The 23,401-nt window shown below is 66.7% G+C and carries 23 protein-coding genes; 8 read left to right on the top strand and 15 right to left on the bottom strand.

All coding sequences use genetic code 11. The features are described from left to right. Positions 1 to 6: 6 nt before the first annotated feature. Both ACWPMZ_RS03745 and ACWPMZ_RS03740 read right to left on the bottom strand, forming a co-directional pair. Positions 7 to 396: a nuclear transport factor 2 family protein gene (locus ACWPMZ_RS03745; protein WP_455702668.1), complete on the bottom strand. Its 390-nt coding sequence runs from the start codon at positions 394 to 396 to the stop codon at positions 7 to 9. Further along, a complete protein-coding gene (locus ACWPMZ_RS03740; protein WP_455702667.1) occupies positions 393 to 2,024 on the bottom strand; it encodes a GMC family oxidoreductase in 1,632 nt (543 codons plus the stop codon). The genes ACWPMZ_RS03745 and ACWPMZ_RS03740 overlap by 4 nt, the downstream gene beginning before the upstream one ends. A gap of 142 nt (positions 2,025 to 2,166) precedes the next feature. Between ACWPMZ_RS03740 and ACWPMZ_RS03735 the strand changes: the two genes are divergently transcribed. Continuing rightward, complete coding sequence (locus ACWPMZ_RS03735; RefSeq protein ID WP_455702666.1) at positions 2,167 to 2,934, top strand: IclR family transcriptional regulator; 768 nt, start codon at positions 2,167 to 2,169, stop codon at positions 2,932 to 2,934. Positions 2,935 to 2,937: 3 nt separating this feature from the next. Here the strand turns inward: ACWPMZ_RS03735 and ACWPMZ_RS03730 are convergent, their stop codons facing one another. Beyond that, on the bottom strand, positions 2,938 to 4,149 hold the full coding sequence (locus ACWPMZ_RS03730; protein WP_455702665.1) for a hypothetical protein: 1,212 nt from the start codon (positions 4,147 to 4,149) through the stop codon (positions 2,938 to 2,940). Between the two features lie 112 nt (positions 4,150 to 4,261). On the opposite strand from ACWPMZ_RS03730, the gene ACWPMZ_RS03725 reads away from it, so the two are divergent. Continuing rightward, on the top strand, positions 4,262 to 6,361 hold the full coding sequence (locus ACWPMZ_RS03725; RefSeq protein WP_455702664.1) for a TonB-dependent receptor: 2,100 nt from the start codon (positions 4,262 to 4,264) through the stop codon (positions 6,359 to 6,361). 68 nt (positions 6,362 to 6,429) lie between these two features. Here the strand turns inward: ACWPMZ_RS03725 and ACWPMZ_RS03720 are convergent, their stop codons facing one another. The 3 genes from ACWPMZ_RS03720 to ACWPMZ_RS03710 form a co-directional block, all read right to left on the bottom strand. Beyond that, entirely contained in the window at positions 6,430 to 7,002 is a 573-nt protein-coding gene (locus ACWPMZ_RS03720; RefSeq protein ID WP_455702663.1) for a hypothetical protein, read from the bottom strand. Positions 7,003 to 7,091: 89 nt separating this feature from the next. Next, the gene (desA, locus tag ACWPMZ_RS03715) at positions 7,092 to 8,519 is read right to left on the bottom strand and encodes a syringate O-demethylase (protein WP_455702662.1); all 1,428 of its coding nucleotides are present in this window, start codon (positions 8,517 to 8,519) and stop codon (positions 7,092 to 7,094) included. A gap of 2 nt (positions 8,520 to 8,521) precedes the next feature. After that, positions 8,522 to 9,247, bottom strand: coding sequence for an alpha/beta fold hydrolase (locus tag ACWPMZ_RS03710; protein WP_455702661.1), 726 nt, complete (start codon positions 9,245 to 9,247; stop codon positions 8,522 to 8,524). Positions 9,248 to 9,385: 138 nt separating this feature from the next. Here ACWPMZ_RS03710 and ACWPMZ_RS03705 point away from each other — a divergent pair, with 138 nt between their 5' ends. Continuing rightward, positions 9,386 to 10,255, top strand: a complete 870-nt coding sequence (locus ACWPMZ_RS03705; protein ID WP_455702660.1) for a methylenetetrahydrofolate reductase — start codon at positions 9,386 to 9,388, stop codon at positions 10,253 to 10,255. Between the two features lie 13 nt (positions 10,256 to 10,268). After that, a complete protein-coding gene (gene folD, locus ACWPMZ_RS03700; protein ID WP_455702659.1) occupies positions 10,269 to 11,210 on the top strand; it encodes a bifunctional methylenetetrahydrofolate dehydrogenase/methenyltetrahydrofolate cyclohydrolase FolD in 942 nt (313 codons plus the stop codon). Here the strand turns inward: folD and ACWPMZ_RS03695 are convergent, their stop codons facing one another. Next, positions 11,211 to 12,179, bottom strand: coding sequence for a magnesium and cobalt transport protein CorA (locus tag ACWPMZ_RS03695; RefSeq protein ID WP_455702658.1), 969 nt, complete (start codon positions 12,177 to 12,179; stop codon positions 11,211 to 11,213). A gap of 66 nt (positions 12,180 to 12,245) precedes the next feature. Here ACWPMZ_RS03695 and ACWPMZ_RS03690 point away from each other — a divergent pair, with 66 nt between their 5' ends. The 3 genes from ACWPMZ_RS03690 to ACWPMZ_RS03680 are packed head-to-tail and all read left to right on the top strand — an operon-like array spanning position 12,246 to position 15,366. Further along, the gene (locus ACWPMZ_RS03690; RefSeq protein WP_455702657.1) at positions 12,246 to 13,721 is read left to right on the top strand and encodes a flavin-containing monooxygenase; all 1,476 of its coding nucleotides are present in this window, start codon (positions 12,246 to 12,248) and stop codon (positions 13,719 to 13,721) included. After that, on the top strand, positions 13,721 to 14,482 hold the full coding sequence (locus tag ACWPMZ_RS03685) for a competence/damage-inducible protein A (protein ID WP_455702656.1): 762 nt from the start codon (positions 13,721 to 13,723) through the stop codon (positions 14,480 to 14,482). The genes ACWPMZ_RS03690 and ACWPMZ_RS03685 overlap by 1 nt, the downstream gene beginning before the upstream one ends. Continuing rightward, positions 14,461 to 15,366, top strand: coding sequence for a hypothetical protein (locus tag ACWPMZ_RS03680; protein ID WP_455702655.1), 906 nt, complete (start codon positions 14,461 to 14,463; stop codon positions 15,364 to 15,366). The genes ACWPMZ_RS03685 and ACWPMZ_RS03680 overlap by 22 nt, the downstream gene beginning before the upstream one ends. Here the strand turns inward: ACWPMZ_RS03680 and ACWPMZ_RS03675 are convergent. The 7 genes from ACWPMZ_RS03675 to secE form a co-directional block, all read right to left on the bottom strand. After that, positions 15,363 to 16,238, bottom strand: a complete 876-nt coding sequence (locus ACWPMZ_RS03675) for a class III extradiol dioxygenase subunit beta (protein WP_455702654.1) — start codon at positions 16,236 to 16,238, stop codon at positions 15,363 to 15,365. The genes ACWPMZ_RS03680 and ACWPMZ_RS03675 overlap by 4 nt on opposite strands. Continuing rightward, positions 16,238 to 16,651 carry a protocatechuate 4,5-dioxygenase subunit alpha gene (gene ligA / locus ACWPMZ_RS03670; protein WP_455702653.1) on the bottom strand — a complete coding sequence of 138 codons (414 nt, stop codon included), beginning with the start codon at positions 16,649 to 16,651 and terminating at the stop codon, positions 16,238 to 16,240. Before ligA ends, ACWPMZ_RS03675 begins: the two co-directional genes overlap by 1 nt. Positions 16,652 to 16,791: 140 nt before the next feature. Then, positions 16,792 to 18,297 carry a M10 family metallopeptidase gene (locus tag ACWPMZ_RS03665; protein WP_455702652.1) on the bottom strand — a complete coding sequence of 502 codons (1,506 nt, stop codon included), beginning with the start codon at positions 18,295 to 18,297 and terminating at the stop codon, positions 16,792 to 16,794. A 285-nt stretch (positions 18,298 to 18,582) separates the two neighbouring features. After that, positions 18,583 to 19,278, bottom strand: coding sequence for a 50S ribosomal protein L1 (gene rplA / locus ACWPMZ_RS03660; RefSeq protein ID WP_455702651.1), 696 nt, complete (start codon positions 19,276 to 19,278; stop codon positions 18,583 to 18,585). A gap of 4 nt (positions 19,279 to 19,282) precedes the next feature. Next, on the bottom strand, positions 19,283 to 19,714 hold the full coding sequence (rplK, locus tag ACWPMZ_RS03655) for a 50S ribosomal protein L11 (RefSeq protein ID WP_455702650.1): 432 nt from the start codon (positions 19,712 to 19,714) through the stop codon (positions 19,283 to 19,285). A gap of 145 nt (positions 19,715 to 19,859) precedes the next feature. Then, positions 19,860 to 20,396 carry a transcription termination/antitermination protein NusG gene (nusG, locus tag ACWPMZ_RS03650; protein ID WP_455702649.1) on the bottom strand — a complete coding sequence of 179 codons (537 nt, stop codon included), beginning with the start codon at positions 20,394 to 20,396 and terminating at the stop codon, positions 19,860 to 19,862. A gap of 35 nt (positions 20,397 to 20,431) precedes the next feature. Beyond that, positions 20,432 to 20,638 (bottom strand): preprotein translocase subunit SecE, encoded by a 207-nt coding sequence (gene secE / locus ACWPMZ_RS03645; RefSeq protein WP_455702648.1) that lies wholly within the window; start codon positions 20,636 to 20,638, stop codon positions 20,432 to 20,434. A 618-nt stretch (positions 20,639 to 21,256) separates the two neighbouring features. On the opposite strand from secE, the gene ACWPMZ_RS03640 reads away from it, so the two are divergent. Further along, positions 21,257 to 21,469 (top strand): hypothetical protein, encoded by a 213-nt coding sequence (locus tag ACWPMZ_RS03640; RefSeq protein WP_455702647.1) that lies wholly within the window; start codon positions 21,257 to 21,259, stop codon positions 21,467 to 21,469. 23 nt (positions 21,470 to 21,492) lie between these two features. Here ACWPMZ_RS03640 and ACWPMZ_RS03635 read toward each other — a convergent pair whose 3' ends face one another. Next, complete coding sequence (locus ACWPMZ_RS03635) at positions 21,493 to 23,373, bottom strand: DUF885 domain-containing protein (RefSeq protein ID WP_455702646.1); 1,881 nt, start codon at positions 23,371 to 23,373, stop codon at positions 21,493 to 21,495. Between the last annotated feature and the right edge of the window lie 28 nt (positions 23,374 to 23,401).

The following is a 23,401-nucleotide window of genomic DNA, read 5'->3' as shown; positions in this document are numbered from 1 at the left end:
CCCCCCCTAAAACGGCCCGAGCGGATTGGGCCCGCCCTCGACCACGTCCTGCATCACGTCCCAGTGTTCGGCTATCATCCCGTCCTCGATGCGGAACAGGTCCATCACCGCCCAGCCGCTGTCGCCGGGCCAGCGGCGCACGTGATAGTGGACCGTCACATGGTCGCCGTCGACAAAGGCGCGCTTCACATCGTGGACCGCTTCGGGGGTCTGTTCGCGGATCATGTCGAGGAAGCGCTTGAGGCCGTCGCGGCCGGGCTCGGCCATCTGATTGTGCTGGATGTAGGCGGGGGCGATGAAACGGTCGACCGCAGCCGAATCCATCGGATTGAGCACTTGCGCGAACATGGCGAGCACGAGATCGAGATTGGCCTGTTCCCCCGCAGTGCGGTTCATGCGGCCAAGTCCGCGCTCGGCAGCGAGCGGCCGCGGATGAGGTCCGCCGCCTTCTCGCCGACCATGATGCTCGGGATCATCGTGTTGCCGCCCGGCACCGTCGGCATGACCGAAGCGTCGGCCACGCGCAGGCCCTCGACACCGATGACCCTCAGCTCGCTGTCCACCACCGACATGTCGCCCATGCCCATCGCGCAGGTGCTGGTCGGGTGCTGGCCGACGTAGCACGCGGCGGTGAGATAGGCGTCGAGCTCGGCATCGCTGTCGACGTTGACGCCCGGGGTCTTCTCTTCGCCGACCAGTTCGGCCATCGGCTCGGTGTTGTAGATCTTGCGGGTCAGACGGATCGCGTCGCGCAATTGCCGGCGGTCGTTCTCGGTATCGAGGATGTTGAGCGTGACCGCCGCGACCTCGCGCGGGTCGGGGCTCTTCAGCTCGACCCAGCCGCGGCTTTCGGGGTGGAGCTGGACGACGCCGGCCCACCACACGTCCTGCTGGCGCGGCTTGATGCCGGGGAACCAGGTCTGCGCGTCGAAGCGGATCGGGTTGACCATGATCTGCATGTCCGGCCGGTCGAGCTCGGGCCGAGTCTTGATTACGACGTTGCACGAATTGACCTGGTAGGTCGCCGTGCCGGTGCCCAGCAGTGCCCAGCGCGCGGCGCTCAGCGCCAGCTTGTCCCACCGCAGTTCGCTGAGGAAAGTGACCGGCTGGGTCGAATTCCACTCCAGGCTGGCGGTCGGGTGTTCCTGCAGGTTGCGACCCACGCCCGCGCTGTCGCGCACCACCGCGATGCCGTGGTCCTTCAGGTGAGCGAGCGGGCCGATCCCCGACAGCATCAGCAGGTGCGGCGAGTTGTAGGTCCCGCCCGAAAGGATCACCTCGCGCCGCGCCCGCACGACCTGCGGCCCGTCCGGCCCGTCGAGCTCGACGCCGACCGCGCGCTTGCCCTCGAACACCACGCGCCGCACCAGCGCGCCGGTCCGCACGTCGAGGTTCTGCCGGCCGAGCGCGGGCTTGATGTAGGCGCTCGACGCGCTGACCCGGCGGCCGCGCCGGTCGGCCGTCATCTCGCCGCGCGCGAACCCCTCGGGCACCGCCCCGCCCAGGTCCTCGCTAATCGGGAAGCCCAGCTTGCGCCCGGTTTCCATCATCCGTTCGTGATGCAGCACCGGCAGGTCGATCGACTTGATCCGCACCGGGCCGCCCTCGCCGTGATAGTCGCTTTCTCCGCGCCAGGAATCCTCCAGCTTGCGGAAATAGGGCAGCACGTCGGCGAACGACCAGCCGCGCGCTCCCATCTGCGCCCACTGGTCGTAGTCGCCGGGGTGGCCGCGCATGGCGAACATGCCGTTGATCGATCCCGAGCCGCCCATCAGCCGCCCGCGGGGCAGTGGCATCCGCCGCCCGCCCAGGTTCGGCTCGGGTTCGGTCATGTAGGTCCAGTTGAATTCGGGCCGCGTCATGGCCCGCAGGAAGCCGAGCGGCATGCGCACGAGCGGGTGGTCGTCCCGGCCCCCGGCCTCGAGCAGGAGCACCTGCGTGCCCGGGTCCTCGCTCAGCCGCGCTGCGACCACGCAGCCCGAACTGCCCGCGCCCACGACGATGTAATCGAAGCTGTCGGCCAAGCTATCTCTCCCGCTTGCCGCCTTGCTAACGACCGTTACGATGACGCGCAAGACAGCCGCGCGGCAATCCGACGAAATCGGGCCATAGCGGCGGCATCTTTTCACCCTTGCGGTAATTTCGCATATCTGAAATACCGCACGGATGGCCACCAGCCCCGCCGTTCCCGCCTCCGTGCAGTCGAGCCAGGTCAAGTCGGCGACCCGCACCCTCGACATCATCGAATACGTCGTGGCCCATCCGCGCCCGCTGGTGGCGCAGGAAATCTCCACCGCGCTGGGCATCCCGGTCTCCAGCCTCAGCTACCTGCTGTCGACCCTGGTCGAGCGCGACTACCTGGTGCGCGAAGGCCGCCGCTATTCGCCCGGTCCGGGGCTCGAGCGGCTGCAACTGCACGGCGCGACCTATTCGCTGGCCGACCGGGCCGCGCCCATGGTCCGCACCTTGCGCCAGCAGCTCAACGAGACGACCAGCTTCTTCGTGCGCGCAGGCTGGGAAATCGAGGCGCTGGTGACCGAATCGAGCGAACAGGCACTGCGCTATGCCGTGCCGACCGGCAACCGGCTGCCGATGCACGCCCTGGCCGGCGGCAAGGCGCTGCTCGCGGCGCTGCCGGACGACGAGCTCGGCCGCTATTTCGCCGAGACCCGGCGCGAGGCCTTCACGCCCGCCACGATCACGTCAGAAAAGGCCCTGCGTGGCGAAATCGCCGCCATCCGCGCCACCGGCTTCGCGCAGACCGACGAGGAGTTCAGCCTCGGCATTTTCGGCATCGGCCGGATCGTGACCATCGGCGGCGAACCGGCGGGTTCGCTCTCCGTGGCGATCCCCAAGGTCCGCTGCAGCGACGCGCTGCTCCAACGGGTCAGGGGCCTGCTGGAAAAGACCGCCAACCTGCTCGAAGCGGACTAGCGCCTAAGGCCGGGCGGGTACGGACGCTCGCGGCGCGGCAAGCGCCAGGCGCGTGCCCAGGTCCGCCCCCTGCTGCCCGGTGACCTCGAACACGGCTTCGAAATCGCGCCCTGCGCCCGCCAGGTCCTCCACCTGCTCGGGCAGCGCGGCGGCGGCCACCTCGGGCGCCAGTCCGCGCAGTCCGGTGTCGCGCGCGCCGGCCACCACGGCGACCAGCGCCCCGCCCGGCTCGTGGAAGCGGGCAAGCACGCCCCAGTCGTTGTAGTAGCGGGCGGACGCGAGCGAAAACGCCTCGTCGCTGGCGAAGCGCCGGCCGCTCTTCACGTCGATCAGCTCGTCGTAGTTCGCGCCCACCGCCAGGCCCGAATTCATGAAGCTCACGTCCTCCAGCAGGTGCATCCCGCTGACGAGCCCGACGTAGACGATGTTGTGGTCGCGCAGCGTCTGGCTGGTCACCTCCGATGCCGCCATGATCCCGACCGGCTTGGGATGCCGTGCCAGCACCGGCATCAGTTCCTCCAGCGCATAGGCGGACGAGACCGGCAGGTAATTGAGCGCGACGTCCTCGGCCTTCTCGTAGCGCGCGGGATCGGCTTCCTGCGCCCGCGCCAGGTCGGTCGGGGAATCGATCCCGAAATCCCTGATCAGCCGGCTGCGGTCGGGATCGAACGGGTCGAGTTCGCCGAAGATGTAGTAATCGCCGACCACCACCATGATCGGTCGGTCGCTTTCGAGGAACGGCTGCCAGATCGCGTTCGCGCTCTCGGCGGCGCCCGACGGGCGCAGTTCGCGCCCGGTGACGAACGCCAGCGCCAAGAGAGCCACAAGCGCCAGCGGAACGAGCCACCGGCGTCGGGGCCGTGCAACGGGGACCGCGAGCGGCTCGTCGGCCGGTTCGTCGACCGGCGGCTGGACCACCAGTTCATAGCTCCCGGCGGGGATCGCCAGCCGCCCGTTGCCGGCCGGCTGCTCGACATAGAACTGGTCGAGCCGCTTGCGCAGGCGGTGGATGTAGACGCGTGCGGTGGCATCGTCGGCCTCGGCATCGATTTGGCCGAACACTTCCTGGGCGATTTCCGCCTGGCTGGCCGAAGCGCCGCCCGCGGGCCGCGTGGCGAGGAAATCGAACAGCTCGAGCAGGCGGCCGCTGCGGCCGAGCTTGCCGCTCGCCCGCACCCGCTCCACCTCGCGCTCGAATTCCTCGTTCCGGTCCATGCCCCCGCCGTTGTAACGTCGTGTAACGCGCGATTACCGTAATTAACTTACGATGGCGAGCGGCCTTGGCGAGAAGGCGGGCAGACAGACACCCTTGCCCGAACGGATTGCCTTGAAACCTGCAGATTTCCTTGTCGCAACAGCACGTAACACGCTCGCCTGCGCACTGGCGGCGGGGCTGTTCCATGTGCCTGCCGCGGCCCAGCAGCGGGCGACCGCTCCCGATCGTGCCCAGACCGCCGATGACGAACATGGCGAAGAGGCCCCGCCGATCATCACCGACATGCCCGAGATCATCGTCTACGGCCGCGCGGAAAAGCGCATCGGCACCGCCGCGGCGGCAAGCGAGGGCGGCGTGGCCGGGGCCGACATCGAGATCCGCCCGCTGCTGCGGCCGGGCGAACTGCTCGAAGCGACGCCCGGCATGATCGCCACTCAGCATTCGGGCGGCGGCAAGGCCAACCAGTACTTCCTGCGCGGCTTCAACCTCGATCACGGGACCGACTACGCGCTGTACATCGACGACATGCCGATGAACTTCCGCACCCATGGCCACGGCCAGGGCTATCTCGACGTCAACGGCCTGATCCCCGAGATCGTCGAGCGCCTGGACTATCGCAAAGGTCCCTACCGCGCCGACACCGGCGATTTCAGCTTCGTCGGTTCCAGCTTCATCACCACCAAGGACGAGATCGAGCCCTTCGCGCTCGGCGAGGTCGGCAGCTACGACTATTACCGCGCGGTGGCGGGCGCCACGGTCAAGCTGGGGAACGGCGCTCTGGCCTTTGCCGGGCAAGCCAAGTTCAACAACGGCCCGTGGGAACTGCCCGAAAGCTACAAGGGCTATTCGGCCTTCGCCAAATACTCCGCCCCGCTCGGCAGCGGCAACTTACAGATCGCCTTCAACGGTTTCTGGGCCAAGTGGGCTCCGACCGAGCAGACCCCGTCGCGCGTGGTGGGCACGCCGCTGTGCGAAACCGTCTACTGCTCGCTCGACCTGACCCTGCGCGGCCGCACCGAGCGCGAGACGCTGACCGCGAATTACACCGACCAGGACTGGAAGCTGACCGCCTGGGCCCAGCACTACGACTGGAGCCTGCTGTCCAATTTCACTTTCTTCCTCGACGATCCCGTCAACGGCGACCAATTGCGCCAGTTCGATCGCCTGTGGGGCTATGGCGGGCGGGTAGAACGGACGTTCGAACTTGGCGACAAGCTGTCGCTGCGGGCGGGAACCGAGCTGCGTGCAGACGACATCGGCCGTGTCGGACTGGACCATACGATCAATGGACAGTTCGACTTCACCCGCGTTGCTCACAAGGTGACCGAGACGAGTGCAGGCATCTATGCCGAAGCCGTTTGGAAGCCTACCGACCGTCTGATGATCATCGGCGGCGGTCGCGGCGACTTCTACCGTTTCAAGACGAGCCCGGCAGGTGGGGCATCCTGGGGCGGGACCGTCAAGGACAGCCTCTTCACCCCCAAGATCGGCGCCAACTACGAAGTCGCCCCCGGCATCGCGCTCTATGCCAATTACGGCCAGGGCTTCCATTCGAACGACGCGCGCGGCGTGACCAGCCCGGTCGACCCCGCCCCCGGCCTCGTGCGCGGCAATTTCAAGGAAGTGGGCGGCCGGTTCGAGCGCGGCGGCCTGATCCTGACCGGCGTCTACTGGTGGAGCGCGATCGACAGCGAGTTGATCTACGTCGGCGATTCGGGCGCGGTCGAGCCGAGCGACCCGGGCAAGCGCCGGGGATACGAGCTGACCGGATTCTGGAAACCCAATTCCTGGCTGGCCGTCGACGGCGTGTTCACCGGCAGCACCGGACGCTACGTCGGGCTGCCGCGGGGCGAGGACTACATTCCGGGCGCCCTGAAGCACGCCGGCGAACTGGGCGTGTCCGCACTGTTCCCCGAATGGAATTCGGCGATCCGCTTCCGCTACCTCGGGCCGCACCCGCTGGTGGAGGACAATTCAGTGCGCGGGGAATCGACCCTGCTGGTGAACCTGCGCCTTGCCTGGACCCCGCAGCGCTTCGGCGGGCTGGAAGTTTACGGCGAGCTGCTCAACGCGCTCGATTCCGATAAGCACGACATCGATTACTACTACGAAACGCGCTTCCAGGGCGAGCCGGCCGACGGCGTGCTCGACCTCAACAGCCGCGTGGTGGAGCCGCGCCAGGTGCGCATCGGCATCAAGAAGACGTTCTGACCGGGGCCCCTGATACGCACCCCGGTAACACGAAGGGCGGTCCGTGGCAGCGGGCCGCCCTTCCTCGTTCAGCGGGTCGGCTTGCCCGAGGGCGGCAGGCGGAACCCCTGGTCGTCGATCTTCGGCAAGTCGGGCGCGGCCGGCTTGGGCGCGGCGGGTTCGGCCGCCTTGGGCGGCGTGCGCCGATAGACCGTGTTCTGTTCGAACGGGCCAAGCGGGGTGTCGCGCGCGACCCGCTGCAGCGTGAAGGGCGCCAGATCGGTGCCGACGTAATCCATCTCGGCCGCGTCGGCATCGATCAGGCGGAAGCGGAAGATGTCCGGAATCGCGCCCGGGCGCGGGTCGTTGAAGCTCAGCTCGACCTCGCCGTCGAATTCCAGCCCGGCCATCGAGGGCGTGACCTTGGCCGGCAGCGTCAGGCGGGTGAAATTCTCGCCGTCGGTCGCGAAGCTCTTGGGCTGGCTCCAGGTCGCCCGCCATTCGCCGTCCTTGCCGGACACCGGGGCGATATCGAACCGGAAGATCGTCGCCGGGCCGATCTGGAAGGCCCACGATCCCTCGAGCGAGCTGACGCTCTCGTCCTGCGCGGACGCCGGGAAGGGAAGCAGAAGGGCGAGCAGCAGGAGCAGACGGACGACCATGGCTGCGGCCCTAGCGCAGAAAACATGAACGCAAAAGGAAAGGGCGGCCCGTGCGGACCGCCCTCTCCAATGCTTGCGAAGCGGGGTCGTCAGGCGTTGGCGCCGACGCCCGACTGGCGCCACGAATCGGCGTAGCTGTCGCGCGCGACCTTCGAGTACGGGACCGGCGAGATGACGGCCTTGATCTCGGTCTGGACGTGCGGCTCGACGGTGGGCTTGCTGGTGCCGCCGTCGGGCTCGCCCCAGACCAGCGTCACTTCCTTGCCCATCTCGACCTCGTCCGGATCGATCATCGCGAGCGTAAGCATCTTGCCCTCGTTCGAGCTGTAGCCGACCCAGGTGGACACGCCGATCGGCTTGCCGTCCTGGTTACGCACTTCGTCGAACGGGTGCATCGCATAGACCGCGCTCGGGAACTCGAAGTACTTGGCGCGGTCGCCCTCGGCCACCAGCGAGCTCATCACGCGCATCACGTCGGCGTTGTCGAGCGCCAGGGTGACCTTCTGCTTGTGCTTCTCGCCGGCCATCTTCTCGAGCGCCTCGCGGCCCACGAAGTCGTGGTCGAACTTCACGATGTGGCCGTAACCGATGTCCCACGGCGTCAGGTAGTAGCCCTCGACGCTGTCGGGCACGTGGCTGCCGCCGATCGAGCACATCCCGGCGTAGGAATTGCCCCCGGCCCAGGCGCGGAAGTCCTTCATCATCTGGCTGTCGCCGGTGTAGAAAGCGGGCAACGGCGAAGGCAGCCAGCCCGATTCCAGCGTGTTCGACGAATAGGCACGGCCACCGACCAGCGTCAGGCCGTCGTTCTTGCCCGCTTCGACCAGCGCCGAATGGACCGCCTTGTAGTCTTCCCACGGACCGAACAGCTCGTAACCCGGCTGCCCCGCCATGCCGTGCCGCAACGCGATCACGTCCTTCCCGGCAATGTCGATGTGGGCCATGTTGAAGAACTTGAGGTCGGGGGCATCGGTACCCATCGCCTGGCTCAGGATCTTCATCGCGTTCGGGCCTTGGAGCTGGAAGCGATAGTTCTTGCGCACGCCGTCCGAACGCATCGCGGTGCGCTCGTCACGCTCCACCGTCACGTCCCACTTGCCGCCGTCGGGCTTGGGGTACTGCGCGTGGAATTCCACCCACTCGATCGCCGGCACGCGGCCGACCAGGCTGAATTCCTGGTCCGCGAGGTAGAACAGGATCACGTCGCCGATGACGTAGCCGTCCGGCGTCACGGGCACGAACTGCTTGGCCTTGTTGACCGAGAAGTTCTTGAAGCTGTTGATGGCGAGGTACTGCAGCAGGTCGAAGGCGTCGGGCCCGCGAACGTAGAGCTCCACCATGTGGTAGCTCTGGTTGAAGAGCACCGCGGTCTTGGCCCAGGCACGCTGTTCGTTGCGCCAGTTGGAATACTCGGCCGGCACGCCCGGATAGGGATTGGGGCCGACTTGCTGGTTGCGCAGCATGTCGACGACGTTGCCGGCGGAATCGAGCTTCTGCTGCAGGGTCTGGTCACTCATTGTCACTGTCTCTCCGTTTGAAGGGCGGGGTATTGGTCGGAAGCGGTGGGCCGGGCCAGCCAATCGGCAATGGCCCGGTTCACGGCATCGGGTTCCTCGAGCTGGATCATGTGCCCGGCGCCGGGGACGATCACCAGCTCGGCGCTTGGGATCGCCTCGGCGATCGTCTCGTGCTGCGCGGGTGAGGCCCAGGTATCGTTTGCGCCCGTCATCACCAGGACCGGGCAATCGATCGTGGGCAGCAGGTCGTCCACCGAAGGGCGATTGACCAGCGCGTGGATCTGCGCGTCGAAAACGGCCTGTCCCGCCTCGACGTTCATAGTGCGCAGCGGCTCGTAGATTTCGGGGTTCGTGCGGTTCGCCTCGGCCACCATCGGTGGCAGCCATGCGTCGATCAGCGCTTCGAAGCCTTCGTCCCAGCCGATCTGCTGGAGCTTGCGGCGGTTCTCCGGCTCGCCGGGACGAAGCCCATGGATACCGGTGCTGACGAGGGCCAGCCGGCGGACGCGATCGGGTGCGAGGCGGTAGACTTCCATGGCCACCCGGCCGCCCATGGAATGACCCAGCAGGTCAAAGGTGTCCGGCGCCTGGTCCAGCACGATCGCAGCCATTTTCGGGAGGGTATCGGCGAGGCCATAACCGTCGATGGCGCGCGAATCGGGAAAGGCCGCAAGCTGCGGCCGGTAGATGCGCGCGTCGCAGGCAAGGCCCGGCAGGAACAACACCATGGCGACCGAATCGCCTCTCCCATAAAATTCGCAAGCTTGAAAATTTCGTCTATACGAAGAAATGGCCTTGCGCTAGGGGCTTTTCGTGCATTCGAAGCGGCCCTATCGAAGTCGCTCGTCGTGAGAGGAGATCAATCCATGTCGTACGCCGCCATCCACCCGAATTGGGAACAGCCGCGGGGCAACATGGTCGACGGCTATTCGCTCGAAATGACCGCCAAGGAACTCGACGGTCTGCGCGAAGCCGCCCCGCTGATCCGGCCCAACACGCAGATCGCGGTCACCTTCCTCCCCGGCGAGGAAATGGAGCAGCGCGTGCAGGCGGCTGAACTGGTCCGCCAGCTCGGCTTCGAACCGATCGTCCACCTATCCGCCCGGCGGCTCGAATCCGAGCAGCAGCTCGACTGGTACCTGGGCGAGATCACCCGCCGCGCCGGGGTGAAGCGCTGCTTCATCATCGCCGGCGATCCGCCGGAGCCGGAGGGCCCCTATTCCGATTCGCTGCAGATCATCGAGAGCGGCCTGCTGGAAAAGCACGGCATCGAGATCGTCGGCGTCGGCGGGCACCCGGAAGGGCACCCGAACGTCGACAAGGCCGACCTGTGGGTCTGGATGGAGCGCAAGCTCGCCGCGGTGCGCGCGCACGGGATGACCCCGCTGGTCGTGACCCAGTTCGCCTTCGACGACGATGCGATCGTCGAATGGATCGGCGAGATGCGCGATCGCGGGATCGACGTCCCGGTCCGCCTCGGCGTCCCCGGCCCGGCCGGGATCAAGCGCCTGCTCGGCTTTGCCAAGCGCTGCGGCGTGGGCGCGTCGGCCAGCGTCATGATGAAGTACGGCGTCAGCCTGACCAATCTCATCGGCAGCGCCGGCCCCGATAAGCTGGTCGATTCGCTCGACAAGAAACTGACCGAACGCCACGGCCGGGTGCGCCTGCACCTCTATCCGTTCGGCGCGCTGACCGCCTCGGCGGAATGGATCAACGGCTACAACGCCAAGCACTGAGCGATTTTCCGACATGGCCGACATCATCGACGGGCGCGCAGTCGCCCGCACGCTCGACGAACAGACGAAGGCGCAGGTCGCCGCGATGGTCGCGGCCGGCGCGCCGGCCCCGGGCCTCGCCGTGGTCCTCGTGGGTAGCGACCCGGCGAGCGAGGTCTACGTCGGCCGCAAGCTCAAGAAGAGCCAGGAAGTCGGCATCCTCAGCTTCGAGCATCGCCTGCCCGAGGATACCTCGCAGGACACGTTGCTGGCGCTGATCGCGCGGCTGAACGCCGATCCCAAGGTCCACGGCATCCTTGTGCAGGTCCCCCTGCCCGCGCACATCGACACCGGCATTGTCCTGCGGGCGATCGCGCCGAGCAAGGACGTCGACGGGTTCCACCCGGTCAACGTTGGCCGCCTCTCGACCGGCACCGGCGGGATCGTCCCGTGCACACCGCTGGGCGTGACCAAGCTGCTCGACACCGTGTTCGACGACCTGACCGGGCTCGACGTGGTGGTCATCGGCAAGTCCAACATCGTCGGTAAGCCGATCGCCATGCTCATGCTCGAGCGCGAGGCGACCGTCACCGTGACGCATATCGAGACCAAGGGTCTGGCCGACGTGTGCCGCAAGGCGGATGTCATCATCGCCGCCGCGGGCGCGCCCGAGCTGGTGCGCGGCTACTGGGTCAAGCCCGGCGCGGTCATCATCGACGTGGGCATCACGCGGCGCAAGACGGAAGACGGCAAGACCAAGCTGGTCGGCGACGTGAAGTTCGACGAGGTCCAGCACGCACGCGCGGTGACCCCGGTGCCCGGCGGCGTCGGCCCGATGACGATCTCGTGCCTTCTGGCCAACACCGTGCAGGCGGCGCGTGACCAGAGCGAAGGCACCAGCAGCGACGGCTTCGACATCGACTGGAACGACGTGCCCGACCGCTCGATGTTCACGGCCGAAGTCAGTGGCGAATAGCTACAGCCAGCCGATCCGGCGAAAGCGCACGAACAGCAGCGAACAGATCGCGACGATCACCAGCAGGATTGCGGGATAGCCGAACGTCCAGCGCAGTTCCGGCATATGGTCGAAGTTCATGCCGTAAATGCCGGCGATGGCCGTCGGCACCGCGAGGATGGCCGCCCAGGCGGCAAGCTGCCGGGTGATCGCGCCCTGCCTGCTCTGTTCGAGCAGGCCGGCGATTTCGACGATGCCGGTCAGCGTTTCCGACAGGCCGCGAGCCCGTGCCACCGAACGCCGCGCATGATCGTAGACGTCGCGGAAATAGGGGCGCGCGCGCACGTCGATCGAAGGCATTTCGAGCATCGCCAGCTTCGAGGCGACCTCCTCCATCTGGCCCGCGACGACTTCGAACCTGCGCAAGGTCCGCCGCAGGCGGAAGATCCGCCGGATGCGCGCCTGGTCCGGGAACGTCGTCACCGCGTTCTCCTCCATGTCGATCACGTGCTGGTCCAATTCGTCGAGGATCGGGATGTAACCGTCGACGACGAAGTCGAGCACGGCGTGGAGCACGAAGTCCGGGCCTTCCGCCAGCCGCTCGGGATGCAATTCCAGCATGGCGCGCAGGCCCGAATGATCGCGCGCGCTTCCCTGCCGCACGGTGACGACGAAGTCCTTCCCCAGAAACACCGCGGTCTGGCCGTAGGCGATCGCCTCGCCCGCCGCGACCTGCGCGGTACGCGCGATCACGAACAGCGATTCGCCGTAGCTTTCCGCCTTGGGCTGATGGTTCTGGTTGAGCGCGTCCTCGACCGCCAGCTGGTGGAGGCAGAACCGCCGCTTGATGAGCTCCAGCTCCGCCGGCGTGGGATCGTGCAGGCCGACCCAGTCGAACGCCCCCTCCGGCGCCGGGGGCGCGGTTTCCAGATCGAGCCAGTCTTCGACGGGTTTCCCGTCCTGGTAGCGGCGCGAGGCGACGATGGTCATGCGGCGGGAGGTGACATGACGCGCGAACGCTGGCAATTGGCAATAACAGCCATGTCAGCAAGCGCGATGCCTCAACAGCCCGACGTCGATGTCGCCATCGTAGGGGCGGGCATTTCCGGCATTTCGATGGCCGCGCACATGCGCCTGATGTGCCCCGGCCGCAGCTTCGCGCTGCTCGAGCGGCGCAGCAAGATCGGCGGGACCTGGGACCTGTTCCGCTATCCGGGCGTGCGCAGCGACAGCGACATGCACACGCTGGGCTTCAAGTTCGAACCCTGGATCCACCAGAAGGCCATCGCGGATGCCCCGGCGATCCGCGAGTACCTCGACCGCATCGTCACCGAGCGCGGGATCATCGACCACATCCGCTTCGACACCCGGGTCCAGTCGGCCGACTGGAAGTCGGACGAGGCGCTGTGGCACATCACGGTCGAGGATGCGCAGGGCTGGCACACGGTCACGGCGCGCTTTCTCTACTTTGCGTCGGGCTATTACGACTACGACAACCCGCACAACCCGCAGATCCCCGGCATCGCGGAGTTCGGCGGGCAGGTCGTCCATCCGCAGTTCTGGCCGCAGGATCTCGACTACGGAGGCAAGCGCGTGGTCGTGGTCGGCTCCGGCGCGACGGCGGTGACGATCGTCCCGGCGATGACCGACAAGGCCGCGCATGTGACGATGCTCCAGCGCACGCCCACCTGGATGGCGGCCGGCCCGAGCGAGGACCGCATCGCCAACACGCTGCGCAAGGTCCTGCCCGACTGGCTCGCCTACAAGATCGTCCGGCGCAAGAACATCAGGCTGCGCGACTACCTGTTCAAGCGCGCGCGCAACGCGCCCGACAAGGTGGCGAACTTCCTTACCGGGCTGCTCAAGAAGGAACTGGGCGAGGATTACCCACTGGACGATTTCCAGCCGCCCTACCCGCCGTGGGACCAGCGCCTCTGCCTGGTGCCCGACAGCGACCTGTTCCAGGCGCTCAAGGCGGGCAAGGCCTCGGTCAAGACGGCGCAGATCGCCGGATTCACTGCAGACGGCGTGAAGCTGGCGAGCGGCGAGATCCTCCCGGCCGACATCGTCGTCACCGCCACCGGCCTGCGCCTGGCGCTGGGCGGCAAGGTGGAGGTCAGCCTTGACGGCCAGCCGCTCGACTGGACCGAGCGCTGGTTCTACCGCGGCTGCATGTTCTCCAACGTGCCCAACCTGGCCATCGTGTTCGGCTACCTCAATGCAAGCTGGACCCTGCGGGCGGACAACACGTCCGACTACATCTGCCGCGTGCTCAACCGCATGGCCGACAAGCGGGCCGACGTCGCGGTCCCGCGCCTGGCGCAAGACCACGGGATGGAGGAGATCGAGCCCTTCCCGTTCTCGTCGGGGTACCTCACCCGCGCGCGCCATCTCATCCCCAAGAGCGCCGCGACCCTGCCCTGGCGCCTGAACCAGGATTACCTCGAGGACTGCCGTGACTTCCGCAAGCGCCCGGTCGACGACGGGGTGCTGAAGTTCGAACACGCCCCGGCGGAATCCCAGGCCGCCTGATGCCGAACGAGAGCCGAATCTGGCGGGCCGCGCTGCTCGTGGTGGGCGACGAGATCCTATCGGGCCGCACGCATGACAAGAATATCGCGCAGGTGGCCAGCTGGCTGCAGGTCCAGGGCATCCGCCTGACCGAAGTCCGCGTGGTGCCCGATGTCGAGGCGCGGATCGTCGAGGCGGTCAACGCGCTGCGGGCGAGCTACGATTATCTCTTCACTACTGGCGGGATCGGCCCGACGCACGACGATATCACCGTCGATGCCGTCGCCGCCGCGCTCGGCGTGCCGGTGGTGATCCATCCGGTCGCGCGGGCCGTGCTGGAGGATTACTACGCCACCCGCGGCGGAATGAACGAGGGCCGCCTGCGAATGGCCCGGGTGCCTGAAGGGGCGGACCTGATCGAGAACAAGCGCTCGGGCGCGCCCGGGATCCATGTCGGCAACATCTTCATGATGGCCGGCGTCCCGGCGATCTGTGCGCAGATGCTCGATGCCCTGACCGGCACGCTCGAAGGCGGCGCGCCTCTGCTCAGCGAAACGGTGGGCGGCTGGATTCAGGAAAGCCAGGTGGCCGATCTGCTGCGCGAGGTCGAAAAGGCCCACGAAGGCTGCCAGATCGGCTCGTATCCCTTCTTCCGCGAAGGCAGGACCGGGGCCAACTTCGTCGTCCGCTCGACCGAGCGCGACGCGCTGGACGCCTGCGTCGCTGACCTGTGCAAGGGCTTGGACGCGCGCGGCTACGCATGGACCGCGGGAGGGATCTGATCGGCGCCCAAGGCACCCCCGCAGGCCTGCTGGGCGAAGTCCTGGCCGCGTTGACCGACCCTGGCGGCCGGGCGCGATTCCAGGGCTGGCGCTACACCGAGAACGGGCAGGTCCTGCCGATCGGCGAAGGCCTGTGGGCGACCGCCGACAACCTGGGTCCCTACCGCCACGATTTCCTTGACGCCGACGCGGGCGCGGCAGCCTGCTTTATCACCATGCGCGAAGGCGCCGCGCGCTCGATCCTGGCCCTGCGGGTCGCCGAGGGCGAGATCGAGGCCGTCGTCGCCCGGCCCCCGCTGTTCGGCCTGCCCGGGCCGTTCGGTGACGGTGCGCCCGCGCTCGACGCCTCGACGCTGGATCCCCGCTGGAGCGAGGCAATCGCCCCTGCCCTGCGCCAGGACAGGGCCTCCTTGGCCGATGCGGCCGACGCATATTTCAGGGGGCTGGAACGCAACGACGGGCACGGACACTACCCGTTCGCGGACGACTGCATCCGGATCGAAAACGGCTTTCGCACCACCGGCGTGCCGCCCTCGCCCACCGCCGGCAAGACGCCGTACATCGAGGAGCTGCGCGCCATGTCCGCGCGCCAGCAGTTCGAAACGGGCTTCTTCCGGTTCGTCGACCGCATTCGCGACCGCCGCCATCCGGTCGTCGATCCGGCGCGCGGCGCGGTCTTCTCCTTCGCTCTATTCGACCACTCCGGCACCGTGCGCAGCTATGACTTGGCGGACGGGACGCCGCGCAACGGCGTGGATCGCCCGTTCACCTGGCTGGTGGCCGAAGGCTTCCGCGTGGAAGCAGGCCTGATCACCCGCATCGAGGCGATCATGGTGGAAGTCCCGTATGGAATGCGGCCGGGCTGGCCGGCCGCGCCCGCCTAGCCTGCCAGTTTGTAGCGGAACCGCTCCTTCGGCAGCAGGACCGTGTGGCCCACCGCGGTGTTGCTGGCGGGGACATGGTAGAACCGGTGCAGTTCCTCCACGTCGCGGCCCAGCGCCGCGCGCATGATCAGCCACATGATCAGTTCGATGCCCTCGGTCCCGGCCTCCCGCAGGAAATCGAGCCGGGTGATTTCGCGCAGTTCGTCGGTCCCTTCCGGTCCGGCCGCCAGCCGTTCGAGGAAGGCCTGGTCGAATTCGGGCGCGATCAGGCCCGCGCGCGGGCCCTGCAACTGGTGGCTCATGCCGCCGGTGCCCCAGATCTGGACCGAGAGGTCCTCGTCGTAGCATTCGACCGCGTCGCGGATCGCCTCGCCCAGCTTCCAGCACCTCGCCGCGGACGGCGTGGGGAACTGGGTCACGTTGACCGCCAGCGGAATGACCTTGACCGGCCACTCCTCGGGCTGGCCGAACACCAGGCTCAGCGGCACGGTCAGCCCGTGGTCGACGGCGATGTCGTTCATGATGGTGATGTCGAACTCGTCGATCACCAGCTGTTCGGCGATATGCCCGGCAAGGTCGGGATGCCCGATCACCGTGGGCACGGGGCGCGGGCCCCAGCCTTCGTCGGCCGGCAGGAACTGCTCGGCGAAACCGATCGCGAAGGTCGGCACGATGTCGAGCATCATCGCGCTGGCGTGGTCGTTGTAGCACAGGATCACCACGTCGGGTGTGTTGTCCGCGATCCACTTCCGGACAAATTCGTACCCGGCGAAGACCGGCGCCCAGTACTCGTCGCCCGTGCGGCCGAGGTCGATCGCGGCGCCGATCGCGGGGACGTGGCTGGTCGCGATGCCGGCTGTGATGCGGGCCATCAGCGCTTGCCCCCCTGCTGCTCGCGCTTGGACTTCTGGCCGGTCGGAGAACGGCCCCCGGCGCGCATCATCGCGGCGTATTCGTCGGGCGTCATCTCGGTCATCGAGGATACCGCGCGCTGCGCGCTCCAGCCGTCGGTGTTGCTCAGCTTGACCAGGAAATAGATGTTGCCGCCAAGGTCGATCAGGCGCGCGAAATCGCGGTCGAGCACGGCCTGCTTCTGCTCCTCGCTCATCAGGAACTTGTCGAGATAGGCCCGCTGGTTGGCCTTGAACGCCTCGCGGTTGGGCGCCTCCATCAGCGACATGCAGAACTTGTGCAGGTGATAGGCCTGCCGGCTGCGCTTGGCGGTGAAGACGGTGGTGCCGGGAATGTCGTCGAGGTCGGAGAGCGGGTAAAGCCGGTGGCGCATGTGGGGGTCTTTCTGGACGTGCCCGCCGAACCTACCAGCCCCGTCCGGCCCGCGCCAGCGCCAGCACCAGTACGGCGCGAACGAAAGAGGCCGGCGGATCGCTCCGCCGGCCTCGCTCGTCTTGCAGGCTGCGTGTCGGATCAGCCGAAGATCATGTCCGAATACTGGATCGGGGCATTGTCATTCAGCACCACGATCAGATCGGGAGCAGTCCCGTTGCTGCCGCCGACATCGACGCGGACCTGGTTGCCGACAATGGAAACGTCGCTCGAATCGATCCCGAAGGCCGACAGGTCAAGCTGGTCCACGCCGGTCTGGAAGTCGGTGAGATACTCGTACCAGCCGGCCTCGGCCACGACGAAGGTATCGGCGCCCTTGCCGCCGGTATAGGTGTCGCTGCCGCGGCCGCCGTCGAGCCGGTTGGCCACGTCGTTGCCGATGAGCACGTCGTTGCCGATGCCGGTTTTGCCGTCTTCGATCACGGTGCCGAAGGCGATGCCGATGTTGTCGCTCAGGAAGCCGGCGTTCGTGGTACGCCCCTCGAAGACCGCGTCCCAGAAAGCCTGGCTTTGGTTGGTTTTATACTTGGCATTCAACGCCGCTCCATCGACATCGAAATTCCAGCCGGAGCTGAAGCTGCCTTCACGTAGGTCGAGCACCGAATTACGGGTGAACCCGCTCATGTCGAGCGTGTCGTGGCCGCCGGCATCCCAGATCGTCAGGAACGGTGCCTCGTTCTGCGTGAAGTCGAACACGTCGCGGCCCGCGGTCGAATTGAAGCCGTAGGTCGTGTCGCCGGTGCGAGTCGTCGTGTCCACGCCGTACATGGCCTGGGCCGCGGCGATATCGTGCACCATCGGGGTCTGGGCCGACTGAGCGTAGCCGGTCGACCAGTTGACGTAGCCCTTCGTGCCGGTGTTGCCGGCGTGGAAGTACGACATGATCGTGAACTGCGCCGAATCCTGGAAGTAGGTCGCGTCTTGGGTGTAGGTGATCGAGCGGCCGACGGCGAAGTTGTAGTCGCCCGGATGCTCGAGGCCGATCGCATGGCCGGTTTCGTGAACCAGCGTGGTGAAGCCATAGCCGCCCGGCTCCAGATCGAAGTTGTCGGCCTGATCCTGGTTGACGAACGTGTCGCCCTGGATCTTGGCATAACGTCCGTGGCCGCCGCCGTAGAACGGCGTGTAGGCGGCCGCCTGGGCCGGACCGGTCGACGTGTTCATGTACACGATGTCGGCGCCGTACCCGTTCTTCTCGACGAAGTTGACGGCGATGAGATCGTCCCACAGGCCGATCGCCTCACGCGCTGCTTCGCGCTGCTCCGGCGTGAAGGCCATGAAGCCTTCGATGTAGGGGCCGAGGCCTTCGAACTTGTTGTTGTACTGGCCGCCCGGCGCATGCTCGGCGAACGTGTAGGTGATGGTTCCGTTGGGGCCGACATTCCACCGCGCGCCGTCGCGATTGAGTTGCGCGGCCGCTTCTTCGGTCGTGAAGATCGGCTTGCCGTTGTAGGCGATGCCGTTCCCGTCCGGGTCCGGGTTGACCAGCGCGAGCGGCTCGCCGATCTTGCTGTCGAGCTTTAATTCGAAGGCGTTGTCGTAATAGAGCACGTCCGCCGAAGCGGACAATTCGTTGGCTTTAGGCATGTGGATTTCCCGTCCCTACAAGGTCCGACACCCGACTCCCGGTGTCGTGGACAGGATGCGAGTCGCCCTTACTTAAGTCAACGTTTCCATAACCATAGTTAGGCAATTGCGCGAGCGAGCTCGGCAACGTTTGGTCTGGTTGCCGCAGGGCTCGGTCTGCGTAACAATATTGCGCCACGCCCTTCGCCTGGCCCATTTGAAAGCTATTCGGCCAGCCTCAGGCCCAACGAAAAAGGGCCCGCGGATCGCTCCGCAGGCCCTCTTCGAATGTGTTTACTGAACGGCTCAGGCGCCTTCGACTTCCGCCAGATCGACCTTCAGGCCAGGACCCATGGTGCTGGTGATGGTGATCTTGCGCACGTACTTGCCCTTCGCGCCGCTCGGCTTGGCCTTGACGATCGCGCCGGTCAGGGCCTGGAAGTTGGCCTTCAGATCTTCGTCCTTGAACGACAGCTTGCCGATGCCCGAGTGGATGATGCCCATCTTCTCGACGCGGAACTCGACCTGGCCGCCCTTGGCGTCCTTGACCGCCTGCGCCACGTTCGGCGTGACCGTGCCCAGCTTGGGGTTCGGCATCAGGCCCTTGGGGCCGAGCACCTTGCCCAGGCGGCCGACGACACCCATCATGTCCGGGGTCGCGATCACGCGGTCGTAATCGAGATTGCCGGCCTGCATGTCTTCCATCAGGTCTTCGGCGCCGACCTTGTCGGCCCCGGCGGCGAGCGCCTCGTCCGCCTTGTCGCCCTTAGCGAACACCGCGACCTTCATTTCCTTGCCGGTTCCGGCCGGGAGCGACACCATGCCACGGACCATCTGGTCGGCATGGCGCGGATCGACGCCGAGGTTCATCGCGACTTCGACGGTCTCGTCGAACTTCTTGCTGGCGTGCTCGCGCAGCAGGGCGATGGCCGCGTCGACGCCGTGAAGCTGCTCGCGGTCGAGCTGTGCGAGGACCTTGTCCTTCTTGGTCTGCTTGGCCATGTCCTTAGCCCTCCACCACTTCGAGGCCCATCGCGCGAGCGGAGCCTTCGATGATCTTCGTCGCCGCGTCGATGTCGTTGGCGTTCAGATCCTTCATCTTCATCTCGGCAATCTCTGCCAGCTTGCTGCGCGCGATCTTTCCGGCCGAGACCTTGCCCGGCTCCTTCGAGCCCGACTTGAGGTTGGCGGCCTTCTTGATCAGGAAGCTGGCGGGCGGCGTCTTGGTGACGAAGGTGAAGCTGCGATCCGCGTAGACCGTGATGATGGTCGGGATCGGCATCGCCTTCTCGAGATCCTGCGTGGCGGCGTTGAACGCCTTGCAGAATTCCATGATGTTGACGCCGCGCTGACCCAGCGCAGGTCCGATCGGCGGAGAGGGGTTGGCGGCGCCCGCGGGCACCTGGAGCTTGATGTAGCCCTCGATCTTCTTGGCCATGACTGGCCTCCTTTCTCACTGTTGGCCCGCTGCTTAGCAAGGCCTCATGGTAAGCGGTCAGACGGCGGACGAATCCGCCTCCCGCGGTGGCTCCCTTTCGGGAAGGCGCGCCCCTAGTTCAAAGGCGCGCGCAATTCAAGCGATGTTACTTGACCAGTTCGACCTGCTCGAAGTCCAGCTCCACCGGCGTGGCGCGACCGAAGATGGAGACGCTGACCTTGACCTTGTTCTTGTCGAAGTCGAGCTCTTCCACCAGCCCGTTGAAGCTAGCGAACGGGCCGTCCAGCACCTTGACGCTGTCGCCGATCTCGTAGTCGATGTTGATCTCGCGCTTGGGCGCGTTCTTCGCTTCTTCCACGCCGCCGAAATAGCGGGCCGCATCGCGCTCGCTGATGGCCTGCGGCTTGCCGCCGGAACCGAGGAAGCCGGTCACCTTGGGCGTGTTCTTGACGAGGTGGTAGACGTCGTCGGTCAGCATCAGCTTGGCCAGCACGTAGCCCGGCATGAACTTGCGCTCGACCTGGACCTTCTTGCCGCGCTTGACCTCGGTCACCGTCTCGGTCGGGACCTCGACCGCCTCGACCGCTTCCGACAATCCCATCCGCTCGGCTTCCGAGATGATCGAATCGCGAACCTTGTTCTCGAAGCCGGAATAGGCGTGAATGATGTACCAGCGGGCCATGGTGTCTCTTTTGTTCCGATTGATCTTGAGCGTGCTCAGACGAGCGTGAGGAGGCTCTTCACGACCCAGCCGAAAAGCGAATCGACGCCGAGAAAGAAGATCGCGAGGACGACCATCAGGATGGCCACGAAGATGGCCGTGCGAACGGTTTCCTGCCGGCTCGGCCAGACGACCTTGCGCGCTTCGCCCTGGACCTGGCGAAGGAATTCACCGGGGTTGGCCTTGGAACCGTTCTGCGCCATCGCGATCGAACCTCTTCACTTGCATTGCCTCGCTTCCGCCATGGGCTCCGCGCCGCCCCGGTCGAGGACCGGGAGGGGCTGGCTGGCTCCGATGTCGGAAGTCGAGCGCCCAGATAGCGATGCCGCCACCGCAAAGCAAGACCGGCGCGGGCCGGCGCCAGATGTGCAAAGGCCCCGCGGAAGAGAGGGGGTCCGCGGGGCCTTCAATCGGCGCATTGTTTGGGCGTTCCGGCCCTCAGTAGCGGCCGAACAGCTTGGCGAAGAACCCGGGCTCCTGCATCGGCTGGATTTTCCCGTGCTTCATGAAGCGAAGGGTGGGATCCTGATGCGGCCGCGGCTGTATCCAACCGTCCGGCCGACTCGTACGAAAGCTGTAACTCGACATGGCCGTTCCTCAAACCTAAGTCCCGTCTATGGAGCGACAATGCCGCTCCAGGCCGCGGGTTCCGGATCGGGCCGGCAAATATCGCCGGTGTTACCCAAGCGCCACGCCGCCATTCCGGCCGCGCGTCCACACGGGCCGAGCCAGCGCACCGGCCGCCGATTGGATCACGCGCTTGACTTGGCGCCTGACACTCCGTTCAAGCACGACCTGCACCGTTCTCCAGAGGAAACGCCATGTTCCGCTATGCAGTCACCGCCATCGCCGCCTTCGCGCTTGCGACACCAGCCGTCGCCCGCGAGGCCAGCCCGCTGCCGGCGTCGGACAACCTGGCCGGCTTCAACGACCGGGTGCTGACCTACGTGCTGATCGGCGCGCTCATCGCCGCGATCGTCATCGCCACCGCCGACGAGGGCTCGGATGGCGACGACACCCCGGCCAGCCCCTAAACTCCCCCCGCTAAAGCCCCGCCCTAGCCGCCCTGCGAGGCGATCCAGGCGTTGACCTTGGCCTCGAGGATCGGCAGCGGGATGACTCCCGTGTCGAGCACCTGGTCGTGGAATTCGCGCAGGTCGAACTTCGCGCCGAGCTGTGTGGCCGACTTGCTGCGCAATTCCTGGATGCGAAGCGCGCCGATCTTGTAGCCCAGCGCCTGCCCCGGCCAGGCGATGTAGCGGTCCACCTCGCCCGCGATGCCGGGCCCGAAGGTCGAATTGGCCACGGCAAAGTCGATCGCCTGCTGGCGCGTCCAGCCTTTGTCGTGGATGCCGGTATCGATCACCAGCCGCAGCGCGCGCAGCATCTCCTGCGTCAGGTGGCCCCATTCGGTGAGCCCGTTGCCGTAGAGCCCCATGTCGTAGCCAAGCGTCTCGGCATAGAGCGCCCAGCCTTCGGTATAGGCGATGATGTTGACGTTCTTGAGGAAGCCCGGCAGCCCCGGATCCTCCTTCGCCAGCATGATCTGGAAATGATGGCCGGGCGATCCTTCGTGCAGGTAGATGCTGGTGGCCGACAGCTTGTGCCCCGCCAGATCGCCGGCATTGAAGTTGAACACGCCCGGCCGCCCTGCCTCGACCGAGCCGGGGGTGTAGGATGCAGCGAACATGAACGCCTCGCGCGTCGCGTCGTAAGGCTCTATCGAAAGCGGCGTCACCGGCTGGTACTTGAACAGCCCGGCCAGCAGCGGCGCGACCTGGGTGCCGATAGCCTGGTAGCGCTGGAGATAGGCCGCGCGGCTGGGCACGCCCAGGTTGGGATTGGCGTTCAGGGTCTGGCTGAAATCGTCGAGCGAGCCGGCGAACCCTTGCGCGTTCTTGATCTCGGTCAGGCGCTGGTTGATGCGCTGTATCTCGGCCAGGCCGAGCTGGTGGACCTGCTCGGCCGAGAGATCGAGCGTGGTCGATTGCTCGATCAGGAAGTCGTAGTAGGCGCGCCCGCCGGGAAGCGCCGCCAGGCCGGGCGCGCTGCGCGCCTGCGGCAGGTATTCGGTGGCCAGGTATGTCCGCAGGCGCAGGACGGCGGGGCGCACGTCGGTGATGAGCGCGCGGTAATCGGCGGTCAGTTCCGCCCGGTCGGCCGCGCCGATCGATACGGGAAAGACGGTGATCGGGCGATAGAACGGCGAGCTTTCGACGCTGTCGTCCAGCAGGTCGTCGAGCTGGGCGATGACGATCTGGATCGTAACCTTGGAGTCCACGATGCCAGCCGCCGCTCCCGTGCGGAACGCAGCGATCGCGGCGTCGAGCGCGGCGGCGAACTCCTTCGTGCGCGGGATGTTGTCGCGATAATCCTGCAGCGTGTCGAACGGGATCGGGCCAAGGCCGCTGGCATAAGTGGGATAGAACGCCTGGATGCCGTTGAAGTGATCCAGCGGCAGGCCGCGCTCGAAGGGCAGGAACGCCGGGGCGTATGCCGCGAGGATCCGCTGCTGGCGATAGCGGAACGCGTCGTAGGCGACCTTCTCGACCGCGGTCAGCGGCGCGCGGTCGATCGCCTCGATTGCCGCCAAATCGCGTTCGGCCAGCGTGCGCACTGCGGCATACCAGGCATCCGAACTGTAGTCGCCGAAACGGGCGGCATACTGCTTCTTGCCCTGCAGCTGCGCGTTCAGCGGAAACAGCGCGTCTCCATCGGCTTCGGACCGGTCGAATACCGCGCGCAGCGATGCGTTGATGACCGTTGGCGGGGCGGGCGTTGCCGGAGCGGGCGCAGGGGCAGGCGCGGGTGCCGGGGCCGGGGACGGGCTCGGCGCGGGCGTACCGGCGGAGTCGCCGCCGCCGCATGAAGCGAGGGCCAGTGCCGCCCAGAGAACCAGCGGTCTGGTGCTCGACTTGCTCCTCGAGATTTTGCCCATGCGCGCATTCCCCCGGTGCCACCGTGGC

This window comes from Tsuneonella sp. HG222 (assembly GCF_053819185.1).
The sequence above is the reverse complement of the archived record's forward strand: the minus strand, read 5'-3'. Positions and strand labels throughout refer to the sequence as shown.

Bases quoted from the DNA above. Each gene is read 5' to 3' on its own strand.
- ACWPMZ_RS03745 (WP_455702668.1), bottom strand. From the start codon at position 396: ATGAACCGCACTGCGGGGGAACAGGCCAATCTCGATCTCGTGCTCGCC.
- ACWPMZ_RS03735 (WP_455702666.1), top strand. From the start codon at position 2,167: ATGGCCACCAGCCCCGCCGTTCCCGCCTCCGTGCAGTCGAGCCAGGTC.
- ACWPMZ_RS03730 (WP_455702665.1), bottom strand. From the start codon at position 4,149: ATGGACCGGAACGAGGAATTCGAGCGCGAGGTGGAGCGGGTGCGGGCG.
- ACWPMZ_RS03720 (WP_455702663.1), bottom strand. From the start codon at position 7,002: ATGGTCGTCCGTCTGCTCCTGCTGCTCGCCCTTCTGCTTCCCTTCCCG.
- desA (WP_455702662.1), bottom strand. From the start codon at position 8,519: ATGAGTGACCAGACCCTGCAGCAGAAGCTCGATTCCGCCGGCAACGTC.
- ACWPMZ_RS03710 (WP_455702661.1), bottom strand. From the start codon at position 9,247: ATGGTGTTGTTCCTGCCGGGCCTTGCCTGCGACGCGCGCATCTACCGG.
- ACWPMZ_RS03705 (WP_455702660.1), top strand. From the start codon at position 9,386: ATGTCGTACGCCGCCATCCACCCGAATTGGGAACAGCCGCGGGGCAAC.
- folD (WP_455702659.1), top strand. From the start codon at position 10,269: ATGGCCGACATCATCGACGGGCGCGCAGTCGCCCGCACGCTCGACGAA.
- ACWPMZ_RS03695 (WP_455702658.1), bottom strand. From the start codon at position 12,179: ATGACCATCGTCGCCTCGCGCCGCTACCAGGACGGGAAACCCGTCGAA.
- ACWPMZ_RS03690 (WP_455702657.1), top strand. From the start codon at position 12,246: ATGCCTCAACAGCCCGACGTCGATGTCGCCATCGTAGGGGCGGGCATT.
- ACWPMZ_RS03685 (WP_455702656.1), top strand. From the start codon at position 13,721: ATGCCGAACGAGAGCCGAATCTGGCGGGCCGCGCTGCTCGTGGTGGGC.
- ACWPMZ_RS03680 (WP_455702655.1), top strand. From the start codon at position 14,461: ATGGACCGCGGGAGGGATCTGATCGGCGCCCAAGGCACCCCCGCAGGC.
- ACWPMZ_RS03675 (WP_455702654.1), bottom strand. From the start codon at position 16,238: ATGGCCCGCATCACAGCCGGCATCGCGACCAGCCACGTCCCCGCGATC.
- ligA (WP_455702653.1), bottom strand. From the start codon at position 16,651: ATGCGCCACCGGCTTTACCCGCTCTCCGACCTCGACGACATTCCCGGC.
- ACWPMZ_RS03665 (WP_455702652.1), bottom strand. From the start codon at position 18,297: ATGCCTAAAGCCAACGAATTGTCCGCTTCGGCGGACGTGCTCTATTAC.
- rplA (WP_455702651.1), bottom strand. From the start codon at position 19,278: ATGGCCAAGCAGACCAAGAAGGACAAGGTCCTCGCACAGCTCGACCGC.
- rplK (WP_455702650.1), bottom strand. From the start codon at position 19,714: ATGGCCAAGAAGATCGAGGGCTACATCAAGCTCCAGGTGCCCGCGGGC.
- nusG (WP_455702649.1), bottom strand. From the start codon at position 20,396: ATGGCCCGCTGGTACATCATTCACGCCTATTCCGGCTTCGAGAACAAG.
- secE (WP_455702648.1), bottom strand. From the start codon at position 20,638: ATGGCGCAGAACGGTTCCAAGGCCAACCCCGGTGAATTCCTTCGCCAG.
- ACWPMZ_RS03640 (WP_455702647.1), top strand. From the start codon at position 21,257: ATGTTCCGCTATGCAGTCACCGCCATCGCCGCCTTCGCGCTTGCGACA.
- ACWPMZ_RS03635 (WP_455702646.1), bottom strand. From the start codon at position 23,373: ATGGGCAAAATCTCGAGGAGCAAGTCGAGCACCAGACCGCTGGTTCTC.